The organism is Bilophila sp. 4_1_30 (assembly GCF_000224655.1).
Lineage (GTDB): Bacteria > Desulfobacterota > Desulfovibrionia > Desulfovibrionales > Desulfovibrionaceae > Bilophila > Bilophila wadsworthia.
The window spans coordinates 55340-57688 of sequence record NZ_JH114238.1 but is presented as its reverse complement, the minus strand read 5'-3'; the positions used below and the strand labels follow the sequence as shown (position 1 = coordinate 57688).

Annotated in this window: 3 protein-coding genes; all 3 read right to left on the bottom strand. The window is 68.3% G+C overall.

Annotated elements, in window-relative coordinates; translation table 11 throughout:
• Positions 1 to 496 (bottom strand): DUF3383 family protein (locus HMPREF0178_RS19795; protein WP_009369315.1); only part of this gene is annotated, 496 nt, incomplete at its 3' end.
• A gap of 13 nt (positions 497 to 509) precedes the next feature.
• On the bottom strand, positions 510 to 1094 hold the full coding sequence (locus HMPREF0178_RS19790; RefSeq protein WP_009369314.1) for a hypothetical protein: 585 nt from the start codon (positions 1092 to 1094) through the stop codon (positions 510 to 512).
• Positions 1095 to 1786: 692 nt separating this feature from the next.
• Complete coding sequence (locus HMPREF0178_RS19785) at positions 1787 to 2065, bottom strand: hypothetical protein (RefSeq protein WP_009369313.1); 279 nt, start codon at positions 2063 to 2065, stop codon at positions 1787 to 1789.
• Positions 2066 to 2349 lie beyond the last annotated feature (284 nt).

The following is a 2349-nucleotide window of genomic DNA, read 5'->3' as shown; positions in this document are numbered from 1 at the left end:
CGAAGCGCTGCCCGTCCCACGCGCAGGAAGCCCCGGCGGAGGCGAGGGCGGCGCTGACGACGGCGGCGACGCCGTTCATGTTGGCCGCGCCGGAGAAGTCGAGGCCGGTGATGTCCTTGGAGACGCCGCCCACGGAAACGGCGAAGCTGCCGTCCTTGACGGAAGCCCACGCGGAAGCGTCGGCCTCGCCGTCGGAAAGGATGCCGCCCTTGAGGATGGCGGGGGTGGGGGTTTTGCCCCAGCGTCCCACGCAGAGCTGCGCGGGGCGGGGGGACTGGGAGAAATAGAGTTCGGCGGCCCGGTATTCCGGGGCGTCCATGCCGAAGTCGGCGGCCACGCCGTCGATGCCGGTATAGGCGCGGAGGCGCTCCTCCATGTCGATGACGCCGGAAGCGCCGATGATGAGCAGCGTGCCGAAATTGCGCCGGGCCGCCGCCATCGGCTGGAGATTGATGCCGACGCGGACGACGCGGTCCACGCTCAGAGCTCGTGCCATGATAAAACTCCTGTCAGTTGCCGCGGATGCCGCAATCGGGCTGTTCCGCATGGGTGATTGCCACAGTGCCTTCCGCCGCCTTGCCCTGCGGGGACGAGGGCCCCCGCCGGAAGGTCAGCGTCAGATCCGCCCGCCCGCTCCAGCGCAGATCGTCGGGCACGCCGGACGCGGAGGAAGCCGGGGGCGTGATCACGTCCCCTGCCTGCACCAGCGCGATGTTGGCGTGCCAGAGCGGTTCGCGGTTCTGGGAAATGTGAAGCCCCGCCTTCAGTTTCAGGGCCATGTCCTCGCAGGCGGGGCCGAAGAAGCTGGCCGGGACCGTCAGCGTCTCAAGGGTGAGCACGCGGCTCATGCCCTGCCCGTCCTCGGTTTCGTAATGCCGCACCTGCGATTTGGATTCGGAACGCTTCGTGATGCCGAACGAGCACCACGTGGCCCCGGTTTCCGGATCAGCCTGAGGCACGGCGACCCGTTCGCGGACGAGATCCCGGGGAAGCCCGGTGATGCCCGCGATCACGTCCCCGATCAGCCGCTCGATGTCCGAACGGGCCAGACCGGGTTCGGGCTGGAGGAAGCCGCCTGTCGCGCTAGTGTTCATGAACGCTCCTTTTGTGATCCGGGGGCCCCCGCATTCCGGAGCGCCCCCTCCCCCGTGCGGCGAGGGGCACCCTGTCATCAGGGCCCGGCTTTATGCGCCGATCGGCCTGCCCCTGTGCGGCGAGGGGCCTCCCCATCGGGAGGCTGTCCCCACAATGCGGCGCAACGCCCCAAAAGCGCACCCTGAACAAGTTCCGGCGGACGAAAAAAGCCGAAAACGCCGGGCCGCGGGAAACCGTTTGCGGCGGGAAACCGGCCCCGAAGAAGGGCATCGAAACAGGGGGCCGGGCAAGGGGAAAGGGATGGATGAAGGCACGGATGAAAGCCGGAGCGCCTCCCCACGGACGGGAAAGGGGCAACCTGTCCGTAGAGGGCCAAATGAGAGGCCGAGCGTCTCCCTACGGGTGGGAAAGGGCGTGCGTAGGGAAGCTTATTGAATCGGGCTATGGGAACGCCCCACGGGTGGAAAAGGGGGTATCCATTCCATAGCCGTCCATGTTGATCGCAAGGACGCCCCACGGAGGGGAAAGGATTCCCCCGGACGGGATGGAGGGTCCCGGCGCTGCGCCTCGGCCACAAGCGCTTACGGGGCCCCTCCAGACGGGGATGAAGGTCCTCGGGCTGAGGAAGCTGGCATGTGTGCAGGCCCCTCCAGACGGGGACGAAAGGGTGCCGGATGCGGGACGCCGGAGATCAGCCGAAGACCTTCATGAGCAGCGCCCCGACGCTTCCGGCGACCGTGGCGATCGCCGCGAGCGCGGAAATCCCCCCCGCCCGCCTGTTCTCGGCCTGCTCAAGGGAGCTGATGCGGATATCCTGCATGGCCAGCCTCTTGCCGTGATCCTTGAGCTGGGTGATCACGATGTCGTCGAGGCGCTGGTTCGTGCCCGCGACCTCGGCCTTGAGCCCGGAAAGCTCGGCCTTCACTTCCCCGATCTCGCGGACAAGCCGGATGTTCTCTTCTTCGCTCACCGCGCCGCCTCCATACCCTTGAACCGCAACCCCCATCCGCCGGAACCGGGCACGGGATACGCCCGCCGCCCCGGATCCGGGGCCTCCGGGCCCGCTTCCCGCGCCAAGCCCAACCCTTCCCCGCCGGAACAAGGGCTCGCCGGGGAGACGGTTCCCCATACGAGCGGCAGCCCCTCCGCAGAGCCCGCCACGCAAGGCTGAGACGGCTCCGGGAAGGCCCCCATACAAGGTGGGAGCGGGTCCGGTGTATGGGCCCAAATGCCCGAAAGCCGCCCCTCCGCCCC

What these genes read in the sequence shown, in the direction of transcription:
- HMPREF0178_RS19790 (WP_009369314.1), bottom strand. Translation starts at nt 1,094, where the DNA reads ATGAACACTAGCGCGACAGGCGGCTTCCTCCAGCCCGAACCCGGTCTG.